General features: G+C 61.3%; 25 protein-coding genes. 17 read left to right on the top strand and 8 right to left on the bottom strand.

The annotated features are described in order from the left end of the window. Positions 1-6: 6 nt before the first annotated feature. From JQ633_RS01305 to JQ633_RS01290, 4 genes are read left to right on the top strand one after another with little or no spacing between them, the layout of a single operon-like run. Positions 7-948, top strand: coding sequence for a cytochrome c oxidase subunit II (locus JQ633_RS01305; protein WP_211981528.1), 942 nt, complete (start codon positions 7-9; stop codon positions 946-948). Further along, the gene (gene ctaD / locus JQ633_RS01300; RefSeq protein ID WP_211981527.1) at positions 945-2,552 is read left to right on the top strand and encodes a cytochrome c oxidase subunit I; all 1,608 of its coding nucleotides are present in this window, start codon (positions 945-947) and stop codon (positions 2,550-2,552) included. The genes JQ633_RS01305 and ctaD overlap by 4 nt, the downstream gene beginning before the upstream one ends. Beyond that, positions 2,545-3,189 (top strand): cytochrome c oxidase subunit 3, encoded by a 645-nt coding sequence (locus JQ633_RS01295; RefSeq protein WP_211981525.1) that lies wholly within the window; start codon positions 2,545-2,547, stop codon positions 3,187-3,189. Before ctaD ends, JQ633_RS01295 begins: the two co-directional genes overlap by 8 nt. After that, positions 3,186-3,467, top strand: a complete 282-nt coding sequence (locus JQ633_RS01290; RefSeq protein WP_211981523.1) for a cytochrome C oxidase subunit IV family protein — start codon at positions 3,186-3,188, stop codon at positions 3,465-3,467. The genes JQ633_RS01295 and JQ633_RS01290 overlap by 4 nt, the downstream gene beginning before the upstream one ends. Before the next feature lie 20 nt (positions 3,468-3,487). Here JQ633_RS01290 and JQ633_RS01285 read toward each other — a convergent pair whose 3' ends face one another. Continuing rightward, positions 3,488-3,643, bottom strand: a complete 156-nt coding sequence (locus JQ633_RS01285) for a hypothetical protein (protein ID WP_211981521.1) — start codon at positions 3,641-3,643, stop codon at positions 3,488-3,490. Then, a complete protein-coding gene (locus JQ633_RS01280) occupies positions 3,640-5,964 on the bottom strand; it encodes an FdhF/YdeP family oxidoreductase (RefSeq protein WP_211981519.1) in 2,325 nt (774 codons plus the stop codon). The genes JQ633_RS01285 and JQ633_RS01280 overlap by 4 nt, the downstream gene beginning before the upstream one ends. A gap of 110 nt (positions 5,965-6,074) precedes the next feature. On the opposite strand from JQ633_RS01280, the gene fdhD reads away from it, so the two are divergent. The 7 genes from fdhD (at position 6,075) to JQ633_RS01245 (ending at position 12,202) form a co-directional block, all read left to right on the top strand. Then, the gene (gene fdhD, locus JQ633_RS01275) at positions 6,075-6,905 is read left to right on the top strand and encodes a formate dehydrogenase accessory sulfurtransferase FdhD (protein WP_249158677.1); all 831 of its coding nucleotides are present in this window, start codon (positions 6,075-6,077) and stop codon (positions 6,903-6,905) included. Positions 6,906-7,073: 168 nt separating this feature from the next. Next, on the top strand, positions 7,074-7,562 hold the full coding sequence (locus JQ633_RS01270; protein WP_211981517.1) for a ferritin-like domain-containing protein: 489 nt from the start codon (positions 7,074-7,076) through the stop codon (positions 7,560-7,562). Between the two features lie 11 nt (positions 7,563-7,573). Next, the gene (locus tag JQ633_RS01265) at positions 7,574-8,110 is read left to right on the top strand and encodes a DUF4142 domain-containing protein (RefSeq protein ID WP_211981514.1); all 537 of its coding nucleotides are present in this window, start codon (positions 7,574-7,576) and stop codon (positions 8,108-8,110) included. A 219-nt stretch (positions 8,111-8,329) separates the two neighbouring features. Beyond that, the gene (locus tag JQ633_RS01260) at positions 8,330-9,457 is read left to right on the top strand and encodes an MFS transporter (protein WP_249158675.1); all 1,128 of its coding nucleotides are present in this window, start codon (positions 8,330-8,332) and stop codon (positions 9,455-9,457) included. 73 nt (positions 9,458-9,530) lie between these two features. Continuing rightward, positions 9,531-10,778 carry a DUF763 domain-containing protein gene (locus tag JQ633_RS01255; RefSeq protein ID WP_211981510.1) on the top strand — a complete coding sequence of 416 codons (1,248 nt, stop codon included), beginning with the start codon at positions 9,531-9,533 and terminating at the stop codon, positions 10,776-10,778. 2 nt (positions 10,779-10,780) lie between these two features. Continuing rightward, positions 10,781-11,533, top strand: a complete 753-nt coding sequence (locus JQ633_RS01250) for a DUF72 domain-containing protein (protein ID WP_211981508.1) — start codon at positions 10,781-10,783, stop codon at positions 11,531-11,533. A 51-nt stretch (positions 11,534-11,584) separates the two neighbouring features. Further along, positions 11,585-12,202 (top strand): flavodoxin family protein, encoded by a 618-nt coding sequence (locus tag JQ633_RS01245; RefSeq protein ID WP_211981507.1) that lies wholly within the window; start codon positions 11,585-11,587, stop codon positions 12,200-12,202. Between the two features lie 991 nt (positions 12,203-13,193). Here JQ633_RS01245 and JQ633_RS01240 read toward each other — a convergent pair. The 4 genes from JQ633_RS01240 to JQ633_RS01225 all read right to left on the bottom strand — a co-directional run bounded on the left by JQ633_RS01240 (position 13,194) and on the right by JQ633_RS01225 (position 16,892). Further along, positions 13,194-13,394 carry a hypothetical protein gene (locus JQ633_RS01240; protein ID WP_211981506.1) on the bottom strand — a complete coding sequence of 67 codons (201 nt, stop codon included), beginning with the start codon at positions 13,392-13,394 and terminating at the stop codon, positions 13,194-13,196. A gap of 111 nt (positions 13,395-13,505) precedes the next feature. Continuing rightward, entirely contained in the window at positions 13,506-14,411 is a 906-nt protein-coding gene (locus JQ633_RS01235; RefSeq protein ID WP_211981505.1) for a ribonuclease Z, read from the bottom strand. 758 nt (positions 14,412-15,169) lie between these two features. Next, positions 15,170-15,601: a pyridoxamine 5'-phosphate oxidase family protein gene (locus tag JQ633_RS01230; RefSeq protein ID WP_211981504.1), complete on the bottom strand. Its 432-nt coding sequence runs from the start codon at positions 15,599-15,601 to the stop codon at positions 15,170-15,172. A gap of 169 nt (positions 15,602-15,770) precedes the next feature. Next, positions 15,771-16,892: an AI-2E family transporter gene (locus JQ633_RS01225; RefSeq protein WP_349631500.1), complete on the bottom strand. Its 1,122-nt coding sequence runs from the start codon at positions 16,890-16,892 to the stop codon at positions 15,771-15,773. Between the two features lie 363 nt (positions 16,893-17,255). On the opposite strand from JQ633_RS01225, the gene JQ633_RS01220 reads away from it, so the two are divergent. The 3 genes from JQ633_RS01220 (at position 17,256) to JQ633_RS01210 (ending at position 19,781) form a co-directional block, all read left to right on the top strand. Continuing rightward, complete coding sequence (locus tag JQ633_RS01220; RefSeq protein WP_249158673.1) at positions 17,256-17,651, top strand: hypothetical protein; 396 nt, start codon at positions 17,256-17,258, stop codon at positions 17,649-17,651. Continuing rightward, the gene (ligD, locus tag JQ633_RS01215; protein WP_211981502.1) at positions 17,648-18,595 is read left to right on the top strand and encodes a non-homologous end-joining DNA ligase; all 948 of its coding nucleotides are present in this window, start codon (positions 17,648-17,650) and stop codon (positions 18,593-18,595) included. Before JQ633_RS01220 ends, ligD begins: the two co-directional genes overlap by 4 nt. 88 nt (positions 18,596-18,683) lie before the next feature. Then, complete coding sequence (locus JQ633_RS01210) at positions 18,684-19,781, top strand: DNA topoisomerase IB (protein ID WP_211981500.1); 1,098 nt, start codon at positions 18,684-18,686, stop codon at positions 19,779-19,781. Here JQ633_RS01210 and JQ633_RS35050 read toward each other — a convergent pair. Further along, a complete protein-coding gene (locus tag JQ633_RS35050) occupies positions 19,756-20,121 on the bottom strand; it encodes a hypothetical protein (protein WP_349631515.1) in 366 nt (121 codons plus the stop codon). The genes JQ633_RS01210 and JQ633_RS35050 overlap by 26 nt on opposite strands. A gap of 12 nt (positions 20,122-20,133) precedes the next feature. After that, complete coding sequence (locus tag JQ633_RS01205; RefSeq protein ID WP_211981499.1) at positions 20,134-20,991, bottom strand: SDR family oxidoreductase; 858 nt, start codon at positions 20,989-20,991, stop codon at positions 20,134-20,136. 227 nt (positions 20,992-21,218) lie between these two features. Between JQ633_RS01205 and JQ633_RS01200 the strand changes: the two genes are divergently transcribed. The 3 genes from JQ633_RS01200 to JQ633_RS01190 all read left to right on the top strand — a co-directional run bounded on the left by JQ633_RS01200 (position 21,219) and on the right by JQ633_RS01190 (position 22,361). Beyond that, positions 21,219-21,833 carry a cysteine hydrolase family protein gene (locus JQ633_RS01200; protein ID WP_211981497.1) on the top strand — a complete coding sequence of 205 codons (615 nt, stop codon included), beginning with the start codon at positions 21,219-21,221 and terminating at the stop codon, positions 21,831-21,833. 75 nt (positions 21,834-21,908) lie between these two features. Further along, the gene (locus tag JQ633_RS01195) at positions 21,909-22,097 is read left to right on the top strand and encodes a hypothetical protein (protein ID WP_211981496.1); all 189 of its coding nucleotides are present in this window, start codon (positions 21,909-21,911) and stop codon (positions 22,095-22,097) included. Between the two features lie 6 nt (positions 22,098-22,103). Further along, the gene (locus tag JQ633_RS01190; protein WP_211981495.1) at positions 22,104-22,361 is read left to right on the top strand and encodes a SemiSWEET family sugar transporter; all 258 of its coding nucleotides are present in this window, start codon (positions 22,104-22,106) and stop codon (positions 22,359-22,361) included. Positions 22,362-22,483: the final 122 nt, after the last annotated feature.

The following is a 22,483-nucleotide window of genomic DNA, read 5'->3' as shown; positions in this document are numbered from 1 at the left end:
AGCACGATGTGGCGCGAATGGATTCCATTCTGGAAGCCCGGGCTGTCGCCCTATGGCGGCGATGTCGATTTGCTGTTTGCGGGGCTGCTACTGGCGAGCTCCCTGGTACTCGGCTTGCTGATCTTCCTGCTGCTCTTGTTCTGTGTGCGATACCGGGCCGGCAATCCAGTCGACCGCGGCAATCATGACTCCAAGAGCTGGCACTGGGAGGTCGGCTGGACATCGGCCTCGCTGGTAATCTTTCTCCTGCTGTTCGTCTGGGGCGCCAGCGTGTTTCTCGAGATTTACCGGACGCCGCAGGGCGAGCTATCGGTCTTTGTCGTCGCCAAGCAGTGGATGTGGAAGGTCCAGCACACCGGCGGGCAGGCCGAGATCAACAGCCTACATATGCCAGTCCATCGCCCGATGCGGCTGGTGATGGCGTCGCAGGACGTCATCCATAGCTTCTTCGTTCCGGCGCTGCGTCTCAAGCACGACGTCGTGCCCGGCCGTTACCAGAGCCTCGAGATCGAGGCGGTCACGGCGGGCCACTATCATCTGTTTTGCGCTGAATATTGCGGCACCGACCATTCCGGCATGATCGGCGAGATCGTGGCGATGGAGCCGGCGGACTACGCCAAATGGCTGAACGACCAGGCACCCGCCAATTCGCTGGCCCGTGAAGGAGGCGCGCTGTTTCGCGAGTTCGGATGCAGTGGCTGCCATGGCGCCAACAGCAGCGTGCATGCACCCCCGCTGGAGGGGCTTTACGGCAAGCCGGTGCCGCTCGCGGACGGCTCCATAGTGACCGCTGACGACAAATACATCAGGGATTCGATCCTGTTGCCGCGCAGCCAGGTTGCCGCCGGATACCAGCCGCTGATGCCGTCCTTCGAAGGCAAGGTCAGTGAAGATCAGCTGTTGCGGCTCGTCGTCTACATCAAATCGCTTGCGGATCACGCGCCATGACCGAACCCGATTATCTCAATTCCTCCTACACTCTACGCTCGTGGTTCCTGACCACCGATCACAAGCGCATCGCGATCCTGTATTTCGCGAGCCTGATCGCCTTCTTCTTCATCGGCGGCGCGGCCGCCACCGCAATCCGGATCGAACTCGCCACGCCGCAGGCCGATCTCGTCTCGTCCGACACCTATAACCGGCTCTTCACCATGCACGGCGTTATCATGGTGTGGTTCTTCTTGATCCCCTCGATCCCGAACACGCTCGGCAACTTCATCGTGCCGCTGATGATCGGCGCGCGCGACCTCGCCTTCCCGCGCCTCAACCTATTGAGCTGGTACCTGTTCGTCGCCGGGGGATGTGTAACGCTGTTCGCGATCGTAGCCGGCGGCATCGACACAGGATGGACGTTCTACACGCCCTTCTCGACCCTCTATTCCAACAGCTACGTGATCATCGCGGTGACCGGAATCTTTATCGCAGGGTTCTCGTCGATCCTGACGGGCCTGAATTTCATCGTCACCATCCACCGGCTGCGCGCGCCGGGCCTGACCTGGTATCGGCTGCCGCTGTTTGTCTGGTCGCTCTATGCAACGTCGGTGATCCTCGTGCTGGCGACGCCGGTGCTCGCGATCACGCTGGTCCTGCTCGCGACCGAGCGTTTCTTCGGCGTCGGCATCTTCGATCCCAAGATCGGTGGCGATCCACTGCTGTTCCAGCACCTGTTCTGGTTCTACTCGCACCCGGCCGTCTACATCATGATTCTGCCCGGCATGGGCGTCGTTAACGAGCTGATCTCCTGCTTCTCGCGCAAGCCGGTGTTCGGCTACAAGTTCGTCGCCTGGGCGAGTCTTGCAATCGCGGCCGTCGGCTTTCTGGTCTGGGGTCACCACATGTTCGTCAGTGGCCAGTCGCTGCTCGCGAGTCTCGTGTTCTCCTTCATGAGTTTCATCGTGGCGGTCCCATCGGCGATCAAGGTGTTCAACTGGACCGCCACGCTGCACAAGGGCTCGCTCCGTTTCGACGCGCCGATGCTTTATGCGCTGGGGTTTCTCGGTCTGTTCACTATTGGTGGCCTGACCGGCCTGTTCCTCGCCTGCCTCGCCTTCGACGTGCACGCGACGGACACATATTTCGTGGTGGCGCATTTCCACTACATCATGGTCGGCGGCATGGTGACGGCGTATTTCGGCGGTTTGCATTACTGGTGGCCCAAGATCACCGGGCGGCTGTATTCAGAGTATTGGGCGCGCACCGCCGCCGTATTGATCTTCTTCGGCTTCAACCTGACATTCTTCCCGCAATTCGTACTGGGTGCCGAAGGTATGCCGCGCCGTTACCACGTCTATCCTCCCGAGTTTCAGGTGTGGAACGTGCTATCCTCCGGCGGCGCGACCATCCTGGCAGCCGCCTATCTGCTGCCGATGTTCTATCTCGGCTACTCCCTGTTCTTCGGCTCCCGTGCGCCGGCGAACCCGTGGGACGCGCCAGGGCTGGAGTGGCAGACGTCGTCTCCTCCGCCTGAGCTCAATTTCGAGTCGCAGCCCGTCGTGACACGCGCGCCGTATCAATATCGGACCGATTTTACCGCGGAGCCGCAGAATGCCTGAGGGCCGCGGCTTCGCTCCGCAATACGCCTCCGTTCAGCATCGCGATGAAGCCGCCGAGATCGGCATATGGGTATTTCTTGCAACCGAGCTGCTGCTGTTCGGCGGGCTGCTTTTTGCCTATTTTGTCTACCGGCATGCCAACCCGGCTGCGTTCGCTGCGGCCAGCCGCCACACGGACATCGTCATCGGCACCGCGAACACTGCGATCCTGCTGACTTCGAGTTTCCTCGTCGCCTGCGCAGTCGATGCCCTGCAGGCCGGCGCGCGCCGGATCTGCATTATGTTACTGATCGGCGCCATGCTGCTCGGATTGCTGTTCCTCAGCCTGAAAGCAACCGAATATGCCGGCGAGTATCACGAGCATCTCGTCCCCGGCATCAACTTCAGCTTTGCTCCGCCGCTGGCCGACGGCGCCGAACTTTTCTTCACCATCTATTTTGTCGCGACGTCGATCCACGCCATCCACATGATGATCGGTATCGCCGTGCTGGCGGCGCTTGCCATCATGTTGCGCCGTACCGCGAGCACGCGCCTGTGCGCCGCGCTCCGTACGGCAGCGTTGTATTGGCATTTTGTCGATGCGATCTGGATTGTGCTGTTCGCCCTGATCTACTTGCCCGGACGGAGCGGCGCATGATGGGCTGGCGTCCACCGCTTGTGCTCGTTGCGTCCTGGCTCGGCCTGCTTGCGCTGCTCGCGCTGACGGTCACCCTGGCCTATCTGCCGTTCGGCTCCCTCAATTCCACGGTCGCGATCGTGATTGCCGCGATCAAGGCCGCCATCATCGCGGCATTCTTCATGGAGCTGTGGGATCGCGGTCCGCGGCTCCTGATCTTTGCCGGTGCTGGGTTGTTCTGGCTCGGTCTGCTGCTGTGGCTGGGCTTGATGGACTTCATCACGCGCGCGCCGGCGTGATGTGAAGCGATGATCCCGCCTCACTCCTGCGTTGGCGGAGGCGTCGAGCCCTGCGGCTTCACCAGATCGGGCTGATCGCCCTCTGGCTTGGGCTCGGGCTTCGGCATTCCCTTCTGCCCGCCCTGCTCCTGCTGTCCTTCGAGATCGTTGTCCGTGGTCGTGACGCTTCTGCTCACTCGACCGTGGTTATGGGAATCTCATGTTCGTCCGTTAGCTCGGGCACGGGATCGCGGCTGATGCGCACCGGAACCGACTTGGCCGCCGGGACCTTGCTGCCTTCAGCGAAGTGCCAGAGCGGCACCAGGACGTTGCACTCAGGATAATACCCTACGATGCCGCCGCGCGGGATGTCGTAGGGAACGACCTGTAGTCCTCCGAGCCGACGCTCGATCCCGTCATCCGCCGCCGTCTCCAGCGTCACGAGATCACCCTGGGCGAGGTCCAGCCCGGCCATGTCGTCGGCGTTCATCAGCACGACCTCCCGGCTACCGTAGATCCCGCGAAAGCGGTCGTTCTCGTTATAGATCGTCGTGTTGAACTGGCCGTCGGCGCGGATCGTCATAAGCTCGAAAACCCCGTCGCGGATCTGAGGGGCATCGAGCGCGGATTTCGGAATGGTGAAATTGGCCTTCCCGTTGGGCGTCTTCCACTTTCGCTCGCGGGCACCCAGCGGTCGCGGAAAGCCGCCGGGCTCGAACATGCGCTTGTTGAAATCCTTGAATTGATCCGGGTAGGTCCGCTCGATGGCATCGCGCACTAGCGAATACTCACCGACCCAGGCATCCCAGTCGAGGCTTGAATTGGGCGGCAGCGTCGCCTTCGCCATCTCGGCGATGATCCGGGGTTCGGAGAGCAACCCGTCCGCAACCGGCTTGCGCTGTCCACGCGAGCCATGGATGCAGGCCGTCGAATCCTCCATCGCCACGGCTTGGGGGCCGGTCGCCTGCTGGTCGATCTCGATGCGGCCGAGGCAGGGCAACAGGTAGGTCACCTTGCCCGGCACGAGGTGGGTCCGGTTGAGTTTGGTCGCGATCTGCACTGACAGCCGCAGCTTGGTCCAAGCGGGCTCCATCAGCGATCGCTCGGGAATGCAGCGGACGAAATTGCCACCGAGGCCGACGAAGCCGCGCACCTCGCCTTTCAGGATTCCGTTGCAAGCGTCCACTGTCGTCAAACCGTCCCATTGCGGCGGCTCGAAGCCGTAGATCTCCTTGAGCTTGTCAAGCGGGACCAGCTTGGTCTTTTCGGAGATGCCGACGGTGCGCTGGCCCTGCACGTTGGAATGGCCGCGGATCGGCGAAATTCCGGCGCCGGGCTTGCCGATATTGCCGCGCAACAGTAGCAGATTGACGATCATCTTCACGGTTTCGACGCCGTGCCGGTGCTGGGTCACGCCCATGCCATAGTTTGCGATCACGGCGTTCGCGGCCATGTAGGTGCTCGCCGCCTGAAACATCGCCGCCTGGCGCAACCCGGATGTCTGTTCCAGGTCGATCCATGACTGCCTGCGACAGAACTCGGCGAAGGCGTCGAATCCCTGCGTATGCTGCTCTATGAAGCCAACGTCGAGAATGCGCGCGTGCCCGGCGGCTCGCGCCTCGTCATCCGCCTCGATCACGGCCTTGCAGATTCCGATAATGGCCGCTGCGTCACCGCCGTACCTCACCTGATGATACTCCGAGCTGATGCGGGTGCCGCCGGCCACCATCTGGACCGGGTTCTGCGGATTGGTGAAGCGCTCCAGGCCGCGCTCACGCAGCGGATTGAACGTGACGATCGGAACACCGCGCTGTGCAGCCTCCTGCAGAGGATGCAGCATCCGCGGCGCGTTGGTGGTCGTGTTGTGACCGAAGAACAGGATGCAGTCAGTCTGTTCGAAATCCTTCAGCAGCACGGTGCCGACAGGCACGCCAATCACCGGCGGCAGCGCCACCGACGTGCTTTCGTGGCACATGTTCGAGCTGTCGGGAAAGTTGTTGGTGCCGTACATCCGGCCGAACAGCTGATACATGTAGCTCGCTTCGAGCGAGGCGCGGCCGGAGGTGTAGAAGACAACGGCGCGTGGATCGAGCGCGTTCAGTTCGCGGCCGATCTCCTGGAAGGCGTCCGACCAGTTGACCGGCGCATATTTGTCCGACGCCGCGTCGTAGCGCATTGGCACCGTCAAACGTCCCTGCTCCTCGAGCGCGTGATCGGACCAGCCGCGCAGTTCTGCAAGCGTGTGCTTTGCAAAAAAGGCGGCATCGACTGTCTTATTCGTGACTTCCCAGGCTGTGGCCTTGGCGCCGTTCTCGCAAAACTCGAACGGACGGGGCTTTGCCGGCTTCGCCCAGGAACAACTCACGCACATGTAACCGTCGGCCTTGTTCTGCTTGAGCAATATTACACTGCCGAGAAGCGCCACCTCCTCCTGCGTGAGAATGCCCGCAACGGCCTTGAGCGACCCCCATCCGCCGGCCGGTCCATCATAGGGCTTCACTGTCACTTTTTGCTTCATAGCTGATCTCGTTCGGGGAGGTTTAAGGCAGAAACCAGCGCTGGCATCGGAAGTTCCTCGCGCGAAGGAACCTCGGAAGTTTCCGGGCGTCGTCCTCGCAAGGAGCATTCATGCAGCGATCCTCAATCTCCAATGATGACTTCAGTCATCTGCCAGCACCCTCCGTCGAGATGCTGCGGAGAGATCAGGATGGAATGGAGGCGCGGCGGGTTCTCGCGGAAGAGTGTCCCGTTGCGCTGGTCTATAACGGCACGACTGCCGCCGTTACGATGGCTACTCCCGCTGATCTTGACGACTTCGCGCTGGGCTTCAGCCTGACCGAGGGCATCATTGACGATGTCAATGACCTGCAATCCCTCGATATCATTCCAGGGGCGTCTGGCATCGAGCTGCGCATGTGGCTAGCCAACGGCAGCGAAGACCGATTCAAACGGCGCCGACGGCGACTGGTCGGTCCGACCGGCTGCGGCCTTTGCGGCATCGAGAGCCTTGCGGATGCCGCGCGTCCGATGCCGCTGCTGACGCTGCGGCCTGTCGCTATCCGAACTGGGCAGATCGAGGGCGCCCTGCTCGCGTTGTCAAACGCCCAGGCACTCAACCATGCGACCCACGCCACGCACGCGGCCGGATTCTTCCATCTTGATCGAGAAATGGTTGCGATCCGTGAAGATGTCGGCCGTCACAATGCTTTGGATAAACTCGCAGGGGCTCTCACCTCGGTCGGCGTTCCCGGCCACGAAGGCGCAATCGTCCTCACCAGCCGGGTCTCCATCGAGCTTGTACAAAAGGCCGCCGCCATCGGTTGTTCCATGCTAGTCGCCATGTCGGCCCCGACGGCCCTGGCGGTCCGCACCGCCGAGGCGTGCGGAATGACCTTGATTGCCGTCGCGCGCGGCAGCGCATTCGAAGTCTTCAGCCATTCGGATGCGATCAGCGGCTGAACGCCCCAGCTCCGCGAGGTGGTCGCCCTGCGTGACCGGTTGCATACGTCTCGTTCCCAGTTAGCGCTGCGCCGCATTGGCCGACCGGGACGAACGGTCGCAATTAGGAACTTGGCTATGCAGCCCATGTTGTGGGTACACAGCAACTCTCACCTACGGAGTCGACTCATGCCAGAGAAGGATCTCAGCGCCCTCTTCCTCGATACCCTGAAGGACATCTACTACGCCGAAAAGCAGATCTACAAGGCGCTGCCGAAGATGGCCAAAGCGGCCTCCTCAGATCAACTCCGCGCCGCATTCGAGAAGCACCATGACGAGACCGAAGGCCATATCGAGCGGCTTGAGCAGATCTTCGAGCTTATGGGCAAGCCTGCGCGCGGCAAGAAGTGCGATGCCATCGAGGGCATCATCGATGAAGGCAAGGAAATCATGGACGAGTACGCCGACACGCCGGCGCTCGATCCAGGACTGCTCGCCGCGGCGCAGGCGGTCGAGCACTACGAGATTTCTCGCTACGGTACATTGAAGGCATGGGCGACCAAGCTGAGCATGAAGGACGCCGTCAAGCTCATTGACCAGACCTTGGCCGAGGAAAAGAAGACAGATGAAGCGCTGAGCAAGCTTGCCATCAACGCCATCAATGCCGAGGCGGCCTAAGGAAAGCTGTGATGAAACGAGTTATTCTGGCAATCGTCATGGTCGGCGCGCTGAGTTCCAGTGCGTCGGCCCAGTCGGTCAGTGAAAAGACCGGCGTCAATTCCGTACTGGGCGTCGCGCCAAAGACCGAGGATTTTGTCAAGGAAGCCGCGACCAGCGACATGCTCGAAATCGAAGCGGCCAAGATCGCCGAGCAGAAGGGCAACGCCGACGAGAAGAAGTTCGCGGGCACCATGGTCGCGGATCACACCAAAACCAGTGCCGATCTGAAAAGCATGGTGCCCACCGGCAAGCAGAACGACATCCCGACCACGCTCGACGATAGCTCGAAGAAACAGCTCGACAAGCTGCGCGATGCCAAGCCTGAGGATTTCGCTTCCGTCTACGATCCGATGCAGGTGAGTGCGCACAAGGATGCGGTCTCCCTGTTCGAGCGCTACGCGAAGAACGGTGACGACCCCAAGCTGAAGGAGTGGGCCGGCAAGACCCTGCCTGCGCTCCGGCATCATCTCGAGATGGCTCAGGACCTGAACAAGAACCGGAAATAGCGGCCTGCAGGTTGACCCGGTCTGGCTCCTTCCCGTCGAGGAAACGGAACGGAGGGAGTTGACCGTGTCGCCTCCGATCGCTGGAACGAACCGGAGCGCCGCGTATTGCCCCGCCGTCTAAGGCAATTTGAGGTCGGTTGGATGGCGCAGGTTGATGCGACGCATCCCCAGCGGATTGAGCTTCGCCGGACAGCAGCACTGGTTGCGGTCGGAACTCTCTTGGCGGTCGCGTTCGGCCTCAGCACGCTGATGACACCGCTCTATTTGCTCTATCAGAAGGCGTTCGGCTACTCGCAGATCACGCTGACGCTGATCTACGCGGCCTATGCGATCGGCAACGTCGCCGCGCTGTTGTTGCTCGGACGCGTCTCCGATCGCGCCGGCCGGCGCGTCACGGCGCTCGGCGGGATCGCGGCTTTGATCGCTGCGACTTTCGTCTTCCTGTTCGCCCGCGGCACCATCTCCCTCTATGCCGGGCGAATCCTCAGCGGCCTAGGCATCGGCGTGGCCAGCGGGACGGCCAATGCGTGGCTCGCCGAACTGGTCGACAACAACGACCGAGGCCAGGCCGCCATCATCGGCACTAGCACCAATTTTGTCGGTCTCGGCCTTGCGGCGATGTTGTCCGGCCTGCTCGCGCAGTATGCGCCTTGGCCGCTGCATCTGTCGTTCGTCGTTTATCTCGTCATCATCTGCGTCGCAGCGGCGATGATCTGGTTCACCCGGGAGACGGTTCAGCACCCCGATCGAAGCCAGATCGAGATCAACCTGAAACTGGCGCTGCCGCAGCAAATCCGGACGGAATTTGTCGCGCCGGCGATTACTGGTTTCGGCTTGATGGCGCTGGTCGGATTCTACGCCTCGCTGATGCCGTCGATCCTGTCGCACGACCTCCACATCGAAAATCACGCGGCCGGCGGTGCGCTGCTGTTCGAGCTTGCGATGGTGGTCGCTCTGGTGATCATCGCAACCCAGAAGGTCGCCAGCCGCACAGCGATGCTATGGTCGCTCGGATTGATGATCCCAGCCGCCGCAGCCGTCGTGGTCGCACAGGTCTCCGCATCGCTCTCGGTGATGCTGGTGGCAACCGCCATCGTCGCAGTTTCCGCTGGCCTTGGTTATCGCGGCAGCCTGCAGGTAGTCAATCAGATCGCTCCCGCCGATCAGCGAGCCGCGGTGGCGTCGACCTATTTCGTCTGCTGCTTCATCGGCAACGCAGTGCCGGTCATCGGCGTCGGCGTCCTGTCAAGCCTCACCAACACGACGGTGGCCGACATCGCATTTTCGGGCATGATCGCGGCGTTTGCGGTGATCGCCCTCGTCTTCGGCACTATCTATCGACGCTGATCTCAATGTCGCCGCATTGTGCGCGCCGGAGCGTTTGCTGGTAGGCTAGTGGGCGATTCAGGACTGGAACCCGATGGCCCGACGCACCGGCAGCGCCGACCTTCCCCTCCATGGCGGACGCGTGCCGCCATGGCTGGCCCGGCGCATGGCGACGCTGGGCGCCACCATGGCCCAGGCGATCATCCAACATTACGGCCGCGACGCCTTCCTGCAACGGCTGTCGCATCCATTCTGGTTCCAGTCGTTCGGCGCTGTGATGGGCATGGACTGGCACTCATCCGGGATCACCACCAGCGTCATCGGTGCACTCAAGCGCGCGCTGGCGCCGATGCAGGGCGAGCTCGGCATCCATGTCTGCGGCGGACGCGGCAGGCACTCGCGCCGCACCCCGGAAGAACTAGTTGCGCTTGGCGATCGCATCGGCTTCGACGGAACGGCGTTGACCCGCGCCAGCCGACTGGTGGCCAAGGTCGACAGCGCCGCGGTGCAGGACGGTTTCGAGCTATACCTCCACGGCTTCTTCGTTACCGACGACGGCAAATGGACCGTGGTCCAGCAAGGCATGAACGGCGACAAGCGGCAGGCGCGCCGCTATCACTGGCATTCCGAAGGCCTGCGCAGCTTTGTCGACGAACCGCACAGCGCCATTGACGGCCCGACACAGGGCGAGATCGTCAATCTCACCGATCATCGTGCGGGCGGCTCGCGCCAGGCGCAGCTCGACCTGCTCGCCGCACTCGGGCCCGACGGCATCGCACGCGAATACGCCGAGCTGACGCAGAGCGCCACAGCGCAGCCCTATCTCTTGCATTTGATGATGCCGGCACATCACGACGTACGCTCGAGCGACGTGTTCGTCCGCCGCCTGCACGGCACGCTTGCGGCTGCGGCCGAACGCGGCCCGCTGGACTTTCCCGAACTACTGCTCACACCGGGCGTCGGCGCCCGTACCGTGGAGTCGCTGGCGATGGTCGCCGAGGTCGTGCACGGCGCACCCTATCGCTTCCGCGATCCGGCGCGGTTCTCGCTTGCCCATGGCGGCAAGGACCGCCATCCGTTTCCAGTGCCGATCAAGGTCTATGACGAAACCATCCGCGTGCTGAAATCGGCGGTGCAGTCGGCAAAGCTCGGCCGCGACGAAGAGATGCAGGCGCTGAAGCGTCTGGATGACCAGGCCCGCAGGCTGGAGCGAACGGCTAGTGGACCGTCGTTCGACGCGCTCGTGGCCAATGAGCGGTCGCGCTCACCTGATCTCGACGGCCGCTCCGTGTTCGGTTGGGAAGCAGACCTTGCCAGGCGCAACAGGCTCACCAATTCATAAGGATGGCGCGCATTCTGATCGGCACATCCGGCTGGCACTATCCGTCCTGGCGCGGCCCGTTCTTTCCAAAGGACCTACCGCTCAAGCGGCAGCTCGACTACTACGCGAACCAGTTCTGCACGACGGAGCTGAACGGCGTATTCTATCGAACGCCGACCGAGAAGGCGGTTTCCGGCTGGCGCGATGCGACTGACAAGGACTTCGTTTTCGCCTGGAAGGCCTCAAAGTTCATCACGCATTGGAAGCGCTTGTCGCACAATTCGGTCAACAGTCTTGAACTGCTGGAAGACCGTTTGTCGCTGCTGCGCAACAAGGCCGGCTCGATCCTGTTTCAGCTTCCGCCGAATTTTTCCGTCGACGCCGAACGCCTTGCGTCCTTCCTCAAGTTGCTGAAGCGGCGACGGCGCTACGCCTTCGAGTTCCGCCATCCGAGCTGGTATCAGCCGCGGATCCTGCGGCTGCTCGCCGCGCGAAACATCGCGCTGTGCATTTCCGATCATCACGACGCGCCCGCGCCCTGGAAGCGCACTGCGGATTTTGTCTACGTCCGCGGCCACGGACCGGGCGGCCGATACCGCGGGCATTACAAGGCGGCTGAACTGACCGATTGGGCGCGACGGATCAGCGGCTGGAAACGGCGGGGATGCGACGTCTACGTCTATTTCGACAACGACCAGAAGAGCGCGGCGCCGGCTGACGCCAGACGGCTGCGCGACATGCTTGGCTCGACGGAGCGCGGGCGTCCCGGCCGATAGGAACGGAACAGCATCTGGCAGCATTGGCCCCGGAGCAAAGGAACCAATGAGATGCCCTCGGATAAGCTGAAAGCCGTTGCCCTCAACTGCACCCTCAAGCACGGCAAGGATCCCTCCTCGACCGACAAGCTGCTCGCTGAAGTGCTTGCTGCGCTCGGTCGGCATGGCGTCTCCGGCGAGACCGTCCGTGTCGTCGACCTCAATATCAAGCCGGGCGTGACACCGGATGAAGGGGCCGGCGATGACTGGCCCGCCTTGCGCGACAAGGTTTTGGCATCCGACATACTGATCTTCGGAACCCCGATCTGGCTGGGCCAACCGTCCAGCGTCGCCAAGCGCGTGCTGGAGCGGATGGATGCTTTCCTGGACGAGACCGACGAGAACAGCCGCATGCCGTCCTTCGGCAAGCTGGCGATCGTCGCTGTTGTCGGGAACGAGGATGGCGCCCACCATTGCCACGCCGAGCTGTTCCAGGCGCTCAACGACGTCGGATTCACCATTCCGGCCGGCGGCGCCACTTATTGGGTCGGTGAAGCGATGGGTTCGACCGACTACAAGGATCTCAAGGTGCCTTACGATAAAACGGTACAGACCACCGCCATGCTCGCATCGAACGCGGTCCATCTCGCGCGCTTACTGAAGGCAGCCGCCTATCCAGGCATGCCCTAGACGCCGGAGCGGAGCATGCCGCTTCATCCGGGCTGGACAAACATTGCGTTCAAGGCGTTCATCCGCAAAGTGCCTCATCCGGCTCAGACGGAAGGGTGGCCGAGTGGTTTAAGGCACCGGTCTTGAAATGCGCAGGCTGGGTCGGCTATCGGGCGTTCTCCAATGCGGCCCGATATCCGGAAATCATCCAGTACTTAGTCCGGCTGGGAGCTTCGAGGAAAACGTCGTTGTAGGATGTTCAATCATGCGAGCTAGCCACTCCCTGCTGCACTTTGATTTCCCGGTGCCGTGCATCGTGCAGCATTTAGGTCGACAAATGTAGCAGCAAGGGCAACGAGAGGGAGCCTTTCAACCGCTCGCCCTGCAATCGGCGGAAGACAGCTACCAAGCGCGGTCGGCGGTAATTGTCGCCTATGGTCAGAAGCATGGTTCTGCCCGAATGAGAAAGACCTTTCTGGCCATAGCCGTCATCGGCATATTCGGTCTGCTAATTGCTTTTGCGGCGCTCGTTATCAGCCTCTAGGACTTTGTCCCAGTCGGGTTCATCGACGCCGTCTTGCTCGCCCTGACATTCACACGGCATCCCCGCCCCACACTGGCAGCCATGCGGATCCTTCGTCCATGCGAGATGGGGATGGTTCTCACAGACCCAACCGAGGCCGTGGCAGATCGGGCAGTTGGGATTGATCATGCCGCAAGTAGTAGCTTGTATCGCTTGTACGCATCAATGGCGCTATTCGCGAGCATGATCTTGCGATGCTCACCCGTTCGCGCTAGGTCATCGATACATCTGAGAAGGAAGCGGCCGGCATCGGCCGGGTCCGATATCTCACCCGAACGCTCCAGGAATTCCCATGCTATCTGGATCGCATTCTCGACGAGTATGGGATACGGCTCACTCATACCGAGAAAACGCCACACGAACTTCACAGTTCCTATGAGAAGAGCTCGCGGTGGTGCGGAGGCCTCGAAGTGAGGAGAAGCTTCAGGCCTATGTCGGTGGCTGCAGTCCCAGGGATGAAGCCCACTGATCGATATTTGCGGCCGTGTCCGCCCTCCGAGCCCGCTTAATGAGGTCTTCGCGTTCCTGACCAAGTGGCAGCTTATTCGCCTGCTCAAGGATATCAGCCGCGAACTTATTGAGCCGTTCTTGAAGGGTTTCTGTTTGTTTGAAACGACGCCGTTTCTTCATGGCGCTGCTCCCTGTTCGTGTGGGGCGGGAGCGCTGTGACGGGCGTTCTCATCACCGATAGTTACCGTGGGCCGCTCGGTGATGATGCCGTGATTTTCGAGCCGGCTGCCCTCAAACTGCGACGCGATCCAGATCGATCGCTACCCGGCTGTTCGGGAAGATATTCGTCGCCTCCGCCAGGATCTCCTCGTCCGAATAGCGTCCCGAGATGTGCGTCAGTATCAACTGCTTCACGCCATTCGCTGCGGCCAGCGACGCCGCCTCCGCCGCGGTGAGATGTCCATAATCGCGCGCCACGGCAGAGTCGCGTGCAAGGAAAGTAGCTTCTATGACCAGCAGGTCGGCCGCTCGTATGTGCTCGGCCAATCCGTCGGTTGTCTCGGTATCTCCAATCACAACCAGCTTCGTGCCCCCCTGGGGCGGCCCGAGAACGTTCTCGGGGTCAATAATTCTGCCGTCAGCCAGACGGATCGAGCGGCCTTGCGCCAAGTCCTTTCGCACGGGCCCGTCGGGAACACCGAGGGCTGCCAGGCGATCGGGGCGAACATGGCGACGTGCGGGGCTTTCGAAGACGAACGCGTAGCTGTCAGTATCGCGATGCCGGATAGGGAAGCAGCCGACTGTGAACTCGCCTTCGTCAAAAACCGGGCCCGGCGTCAGTTGCACCAGTTCCAAGCGGATCGGCGCCCTGCCCTCGCCCCAGAGTCCGGCCAGCATCCTGACCACGATATCGAGTGTCCCCGGACTGCCGTGGATGGTGACGATATCCTCGCTGCGACGCAGCCGGAACGTCGAGAAGAGGCCCGGAATCCCTAGTATGTGGTCAAGATGTCCATGAGTAAGTAGCAAGCGGTCGAGCCGTCTGAAGCCGGCGCCGCTCCGCAATAATTGCCGTTGGGTCCCCTCCCCACAATCCACTAGTATCCGATGGCTCCCGGCCTCGACGAGTAGGCCCGGATGATTGCGCTCGGCGGACGGTACACTGGCGGATGTGCCAAGGAAGGTCAGATTGAACATGATGAACCCACCTTACCCCGCAAGCAGGGAAGCCTCAAAGCTGGCCACTTCCACTGTGGGCGCCAGTCTCTCCTCCGTGCGTTTCCCGTTTATCAAATTTAGCTGCCTGGCAATGGCCCGGGCCTCGCACAATGCGCGATGTTGATCCTCAAACTCTATGCAGTAGATCCCGCAGAGCTTGCCAAGACCACAGGACTTGCGTGTGAGATATCGCCTTCACCCATGTTAGTGCGCGAAGCAGCTTCTGGATTGTACCATTCCAAGCCGATATGGCCTTCGAGGGAAACTTGCCGCACGAACCGGCTTTAGAACCGAAACAGGGCGACCTTTGGCGCGTTTTGTTTTCACTTGCGGTAACGGCGGCTGTTGGAGTCAGTGCATACTTCGCCATTCGTTTTTTGATCGGTTGAGCGGCTGGTCCCGCCGAAGAGCACGATCACCGACTGCGCGCTTGAGCACCCATTAAAAAACTGTGGCGAGTTCGTATCCCACGACCGCCACTCCGAGGCACCGCCGCCAAGGATTCACACCTCGGACAATCTCATCGACAGCCCATAGGAAGAGACCTGCTTTGAAGACGACCGTCAAAGCGCTACCAGCCTTGCCGGTCGGGGACCAGATCCACAACAGAAGGCCAGCCGCCATTACGATCCACAGGAGGAGATTGGGCGCTTGCGCGACCGTGATCGCACCCGTGACCCGATTGCGGAAAAGCCACCCCAAGAAACGGCTTCCCCTCTTCGTTCGGAGTAGTTTGCTCAGAGTACGATCTCGCCCTCTTCGCGCCCCTTCCAATACGTTAGGCGTTTAGCCTTGACCTTGATCAGGACGATGCCGGGTGTGTCCACGCCGTTATCGAACCACTTATCGAGGTCGCTGGTCCAGTGCTGCTTAAACGCCGCCTTGTCCCGAATTAGTTCGGCGGCGCCTTCGACGGCTACGTAGATCCCTTGGGAGAATAGCCCCGCCTCGGACGAGAAACCGAGCGCGACCTTCGGATTCCGCTCGATATCCGACACGGCGCGGGCTTGTTCGTAAGAGAAGTAATACGAAGCGCCGTCGTAAGCGACATCGCCGTTGTTGCTCATTGGACGGTTAGCGATCTCGCCGTTCTCGGCGTGGGTCGAAAGAATGGCTATATCAATGCCGGCCATTTCCTTCGCTATATCGGCGAGTGATCTACTGGACATTCACTTCCTCCTGTTAGGCAGGAGCAACCCATGGAACCTCACGCCGTTCCCAGCCGGAACGGTCTTGAAAAAGAAGAAATTCGCGACGCGACTGCCGGGCTAACAGATAATTGGCCACACGCGCAAAGTTTGTGCATGGCCTGCAGCAGCGCTCGAAACGCGTGGCCCTTCATACCTGTGTCGTTGGTCGGAATATCCATTCCCGCCACATTGCTAGAAGCGCCGCCATGATGACCGGCCCGACGAACAATCCGATCAGACCGAACGCAGCCAGCCCGCCGAAGATTCCGACAAACGCGAGCAGGAAAGGAAGCCTTGCCGAACCGCCGACTAGGCTCGGCCAGACAAAATGATCGCCCGCTAGCATGACGATCGAACCCCATATAAATACGGCGGCCGCGGCAATCCCGCTGCCGCCTCCCGATATCGTCACGATCGCTGCGGCGGTGAAGGCCAGCCAGGCACCGAACGGGATCATCGCAAAGGCCGTCGTGAAGATCAGGAACGTCAAAGCGTTGGGCACGCCGGCCAGGAAATAGGCAATGCCGATCGCTAGTCCCTCGCCTATGGCTACGAGCACCGTTCCGCTCACAGTCGCCCGCGTCGCATCGACCATCTTTTCCACCAAACCCTCGCCCGGTTCGCCGAAGAGACGATCACACGTTTCGAGAACGCGCCCTGCGACCGCGCGACCGCTACGCAGCAAGACGTATAGGGCGAGCAGCGCGAAGAACAACAGGAATAGCCGATGTATCAGTTGGCCGCCGAAGGTCGTGAATAAATCGGACACGTTGTCGACATTCAGCGTCTTCAGCCAGGCCGTGGCAGCCTTCGGATCGGAAAGATTGGCTCGCCACCATTGCTCCAGGCTTTCGGCGGCAATGGGCAGGCGCGCGACCCAGTCCGGCACCTCGATCCCGCCCTCGCGCGCTCTCTTCAGCCAACCCATGAGCATGTCGCTCTGCTGAGCTGTCGTATAGATGGCGAGCGAGATCGGCGTGACCAGAACTAGCGCGACGAGCACCGTGAAGATGAATGCTGCAGATGCCGATGGACCGACCATGAACCGCGTCGCGAATTTCAAGTACAGGGGCCATAGTGCGATGGCCAAGACGGTGGCCCAGATGAGAGGCAGCAGAAAGCTCGAGGCTGTCCATACGGCGAGGGCCGCCAGGACGAGCGCAAATGCCACCCTGGCATTCATGCGGGCCCCCGGCCCCAGCGGCAACGGCTTTTTTTCGTCCGCGCGATGGGCCACCACGCGCGGCCGATCTCCACTTTGCTTCTTCACCCCTGCTCCCGCAGCGTCTGACATTTGCGGCGCTTGCGTCAGAGCCACCAGGCGGTCGTAACCGAGCGCGCTCGGTCCGCTGGCGGATCAGACAACGAACTCGGGCACGCACGCCGACGGACACGGACGACGGGCACCTTGCCTGTCATGGGGACGGGTCGCTGGCTGCGCTCGCTCCGCCAAGCCTCGACCTCGGCCTCCAGATTGAAGGATTCGGTCGCCTCCTTACCAGTCCGATCGATAGTTATGCGCATATCGTCTCCTCTCAACCTCCTACGTGCCTAAAACCAGCAGAGAAGCCGGATGTTCCTCCTCCGGAACATCCGACCGTCGCGGCGGTTAATCGCCGACGGAGGGCCTTCTATGAAGCTGAGACGCACGATCGAAGGTCTTGGACCTTACCCATCGTTGCTCCTGCTGGCGGTGCCGACCGCCACCGTGGAGCCGCTGAAGCTCGCCGCGGTGGCCGTCGCGGGAAAGGGCCATTGGATAACCGGCACGGCGATGATTGTCGCCTGCTACGCATTCAGCCTTCTGGTGTTGGAGCGGCTGTTCGTGATCGTGAAGCCTAAGCTTTTAACGATCCCATGGTTCGCGAAGCTCTGGGAAGGCTTTGTTTTCATCCGGAAGCGCACATGGAAATTCCTTAGAGCTTCGATCGGCCTTCGCAGCGATAGGAAGGCGGTCGGATCGTCTTCATGGAGACGCGCAGCTCGAGCCGCCGATTCGATTCACGACCGACAGTGTCTCCGGAGATGAGCCGCAAGTCCGCGCTGCCGAAGCGCCTGCAGCCAATGCTGGCGACGCTGACCGACGCCCCGTTCGACGATTCCGATTGGGTGTTCGAGGATAAGTACGATGGCTTCCGGATGGTCTCGGAGATCCGGGACGGCAAAGTCGCGCTTTTCAGCCGCAACGGTAAGATCATCAGTCATTCGTATATTGAGGTCGCCAAGGCGCTCGAAGGCGTGAAGGGCGACGCGGTGATCGACGGCGAGCTGGTCGCCATCGGCGAAGACGGCGTTTCGCATTTTCAATTGCTGCAAAACGCATTGCGTCATGAAGCGAAGCTCCTGTACTGCGCGTTCGATCTGATGTTCATGGACGGTGAGGACCTCCGCAAGCTGCCGCTGCTCGAACGAAAGAAGCGACTCAAGGCAATCCTCCCGCGCAACAAGCTGATCGCGTTCAGCAACCACCGCGAAGGCCGAGGAAAGAAGTTCTTCGCCGAGGCCGAACTTAAGCGCCTCGAAGGCATCATGGCCAAGCGCGCCGACAGTCCGTACGCATCCGGCACCCGGACCGCCGATTGGCTGAAGGTGAAGACCGCGCAGCGGCAGGAAGTCGTCATAGCAGGCTTCACCGCGCCGAGGCGGACCCGGCCGTTCTTCGGCGCCCTGGTCCTTGCCGTGCGTGAAGAAGGGGCATGGCGGTACATCGGGCACGTCGGCACTGGCTTCAGCCACCAGACCCTGGAAGAGCTCCATGGAAAGCTCGTGAAGTTGAGGGCGGCAAAGTCGCCCTTCCCTGGCAGGGTCAAAGACGAGCACGTCACGACCTGGGTCCGGCCATCTTTGATCGCCGAGGTCAAATTTGCGGAGTGGACAAGCAAGGGCGAATTGCGCCAGGCGGTTTACCTCGGGCTTCGCTCCGACAAGAAGGCAAAGAACGTGACGCACGAACGGCTGCGGGCGCTGCGATAATGCACTCCTCAGGCTGCTGGGAACTAAAAGACCGATTAGACCTTTCCTGTCGGAAGCCTCGGTTCTCGGCGTACGGCAAGGACGAACAATGCTGCGAGAAAGTAAGAACGAAGAACTGGACCGCACGGCCGATATCGCCGCCGCCATCGCGGAGGAAGGCTTGCGATACGTAAGCGATGCGGCTCCGGGCTATCGGCGAAAGCGGGCTGGGACTTCGTTCACCTACTACGACAAAGACGGCAAGCGGATTATTGATAAGGCGGTCATCCGTCGCATCAAATCGATCGGCATCCCTCCCGCGTACGAGTTCGTCTGGATATGCCCGTCGCCCAATGGCCACATCCAGGCGACCGGATTGGACGCGCGCGGGCGTAAGCAGTACCGATATCACCCGAAATGGCGGGAGCTTCGGGAGCAGAATAAGTACGAGCATATCATGCAGTTCGCATCGGCGTTGGCGCCCCTGCGTGCCCGCGTCGTATCGGACATGAATCTGGACGGTCTCCCCCGCGATAAGGTGCTGGCGACGATCGTTAGCCTGCTCGAAAAGACGCTCATACGCGTCGGCAACGCCGAATACGCCGAGAAGAACAAATCGTATGGGCTCACCACAATGCGGCGCAAGCACGTGGCAATCGGCTCGGGGGTACTTCGCTTCGACTTCACCGGCAAGTCGGGCAAGCAATGGAAGCTTCAGGTCGAAGACAGACGCATCGCTGCCATCGTAAAGCGCTGCGCGGAGATACCGGGGCACGAACTCTTCAAGTATCTCGATGACGACGGGGCGTCCCGAACGGTGGATTCCGGCGACGTCAACGGCTATATCAAGGAAATCACGGGACAGGATTTCAGCGCCAAGGACTTTCGGACCTGGGCCGGCACAGTCCTTGCCGCCCTCGCGCTGTCTGAGTTCAAGAAATACGACAGCCAGGCAGAGGCCAAGCGGAATGTCGTCGCGGCGATCGAGAAAGTGGCAAGGCAACTCGGCAATACACCGGCCATCTGCCGCAAGAGCTATGTCCATCCCGAGATTCTGACCGCCTACATGTCCGGCGACCTCGTCAAGATGATCGACGCTAAGATCGCGCAGAAATTCAAGCGCCAATACGGCAAACTTACCTCGGACGAGATCATGGTCCTCGCCTTCCTCCACAAGCGGCTCAGAGCCCTGAAGACCGCGACATAGCGGAAGGCGCTGTCGCTCGGCCGCATCGCAGCGTCTCGCTATACCAATTCGCGTACGGGGTGCTTTTGACGGCTTGGCGGTTGTAGTCAGGAGCGCCGTCGTTCCACCAGACCGGGCCGCGCTCGCCCAAATCGCACTTCGCCTCGTCGACCCTGCGATGGGCCTCCGACTCGGCGTCGTGATCTCCCGCGCTTTTGGCATCCTTGACGGCGCGCCGTGCGTCCATCAACGCCTTCACGAGACGCGCCCTATCGCACGGCTCGATGTTCGGATTGCTCAGGCGCCAAAGCTTTCCTCTCACGACGAAGTAACGCCCATCGGGCGTCACCGGATGCCTGATGCCTGCCATGATTCAGATGAACGGCTTGCCCCCGGTTACGGCAACCGTCGTTCCGGAGGTGTAGCTCGACAAGGGATCCGCCAGCATCACATAGGCCGTGGCAAGCTCCGCAGGCTGACCAGCGCGCTTCATCGGCACTTGCTTGCCGAAGTTCTTCACCGCGGAGTCTGGCATCGTCGACGGGATGAGCGGCGTCCAGATCGGTCCGGGCGCCACGGCATTCACGCGTATACCTCTCTCGGCCAGCATCTGGGCTAGGCCGCCGGTAAAGTTCTGAATGGCACCCTTCGTCGTGGCGTAGGCAAGCAGGATCGGGTTCGGCATGTCAGAGTTTACCGAGGCCGTATTAATGATGGCGGCGCCGGGCTTCATGTGCGGTACCGCTGCCTTCGCGAGGAAGAACATCGCGTGGATGTTGACCTCGAAGGTCATGCGCCATTCCTCGTCGCTGATGTCTCCGATGTCGGCGAAAGTCGCCTGATGCGCGGCGTTGTTTACGAGGATGTCCACGCCGCCGAGATCCCGCACCGCACGGTCGACCACGGCGCGGCAATGTTCGGGCGAGCGCAAGTCGCCATCGACCAGGACGGCTTTACGGCCCTCCTTCTCTACCAGCCCTGCAACTTCCCTGGCGTCATCGATCTCGTCGAGATAAGCGATCAGGATGTCAGCCCCCTCGCGGGCGAACGCGATCGCGACCGCGCGCCCGATGCCGCTATCGCCACCAGTGATGATGGCGCGTTTGCCCTGGAGCCGTCCCGATCCCTTGTAGCTGCGTTCTCCGTGGTCCGGAATCGGATCCATCTCGGCGGTTGAGCCGGGCATCGGCTGGCGCTGTTCGGGATAGGGAGGCTTGGGATAATCGGGCATGAAGAGTGCCTTAGTTGGTCCGGACGGCCGTGCCGCCCGCGGCGTCCAGTTCTGCGATAACGGTGCTTTCCAATCGCATTCCTTTCGGCAGGCGGCCGCGGTCAACCGATCGCGGACTTGACGGTTCCTAAACCCGTCGGGTCGCGACGAGCGGGCAGCCAAGGAACGGAGCACCGGTCCGCTCGTTGGATCCAAAAATCACCCAATTGATCGAGACTGACCGAACGATGACGAAGAAAGATCTACTGCGGTTGGGACCGCCCGGCGACAACGCGATCCACCTCTGCGTCGACATGCAGCGGATGTTCGCCGAGGACACCGAGTGGAGAACGCCATGGTTCGATCGGGTTCTGCCGAATATCGTAGCCGTCACGGTAAAGCGTCCCGAACGGACGATTTTCACCCGTTTCATCCCGGCCCGTACGGCCGGCCGAAGTGCGGGCATGTGGCGGCAGTATTACGAGCGCTGGCGCTCGATGACCGTTGACCGTCTTGGCTCGGACATGGTGGATCTCGTCCCCGAGCTCGCCCAGTTCGTCCCTCCTGCCCGGACTTACGACAAACATGTCTACTCGCCGTGGACAGGATCGGACCTCCATGTACGGCTGCGGGAGAAATCGGTCGACACCATCGTGATCACTGGCGGCGAAACGGACGTCTGCGTGCTCGCCACCGCACTCGGCGCGATCGACTGGGGTTTCCGCGTGATCCTGCTGACGGACGCCCTATGCAGTTCCGCGGACGAGACCCATGACGCGATGATGGCAGTCTATCTGAACCGGTTCGGTGAGCAGGTCGAGTGCGTGACGACGGAAACGTTGTTGGACGCGTGGCCCATTTAACCCAACCGGTCGTTTAGGAACGCATCCTACTTGTCGTGGTTTGCGGTCCGGTCATTGCTTTGATGGGAGACATCCATGGGTTTCTTTACCAAAGACATCAAGACGCAGAACGACTACTTCGTGCAAACATTGCAGGACATCTATTATGCTGGGCAGCAGATTGCGAAGAAGCTCGCCGAGCATGGCGCTTGCGAATGCGAATGCCGGCTCGCCGAAAATGCAGCCGGCAACCTTCAGAAATCCAACGCCTATAGGCGCCTGTAGACCGCGATGGGCGAACTCGCTTCGTATGTCGGCGGCATCGCGGCCTTCCTGGCGTCGCTGTCCTACATTCCGCAGGTTCAGAAAGCATGGCCACGCGGATCGACGGGAGACTTGTCTCTGGGCATGCTCGCGGCGCTTACTCTCGGCCTCTCGCTTTGGGTGGTTTACGGCCTGCTGCGCCATGACTGGGTCGTCGTCGGCGCGAATGCCATCGGGACCACGCTGGCGGCCATCGTTCTGGGCTGCAAGATCCGTGACCTCTAATTCAAACCTCTGGACGGATCGACGACATCTCCCCCTTTTGGCGACACCCTGGCTCAACTGATTGCCGAAGGTAACTCTCGACAGTCTCGGCATAGCTACGCACTGCGCACCCGCCGCCAGCC

Source organism: Bradyrhizobium tropiciagri, from assembly GCF_018130505.1.
GTDB classification, from domain to species: domain Bacteria; phylum Pseudomonadota; class Alphaproteobacteria; order Rhizobiales; family Xanthobacteraceae; genus Bradyrhizobium; species Bradyrhizobium tropiciagri_B.
Note: the sequence above shows the minus strand (reverse complement) of the source record. Positions and strands in the feature narration are given on the sequence as shown.